This is a genomic window from Alkalibacterium sp. s-m-28 (assembly GCF_054658175.1).
In genome coordinates, this window is the sequence record NZ_BAAGIQ010000337.1 from 1 (window position 1) to 318 (window position 318).

1 pseudogene is annotated in these 318 nt (G+C 39.9%); it reads left to right on the top strand.

The features are described from left to right. A pseudogene (locus ACYQ4S_RS12560) lies at positions 1–318 on the top strand (IS21 family transposase); the annotation flags it as partial.

Consider the following 318-nt stretch of genomic DNA (forward strand, 5'->3'; position numbering starts at 1 on the left):
AAGATGCAGGGTTCAGAACAATGGTCTGTCGCCCTTTTCGCCCCCAAACAAAAGGCAGCGTAGAAGCTCTCGCTAGAACAATGGACCGGTTACGGGTTTACAATCATGAATTTTATGATTCGACAGATCTCATTCGAATCGTTGACGAACTTTGTGATGAATTAAATTCGGAAGTGTCTCAAGCAACGGATGAGATTCCTGATATACTTTGGAAAATTAATGAAAAAGAGCACCTCCATAAGCTAAAAGATGACTTGTTAAATCCTTATTTTGAAGACTCTATTCGCCGTAAAGTCACAAAGGAAGCAATGGTCATTT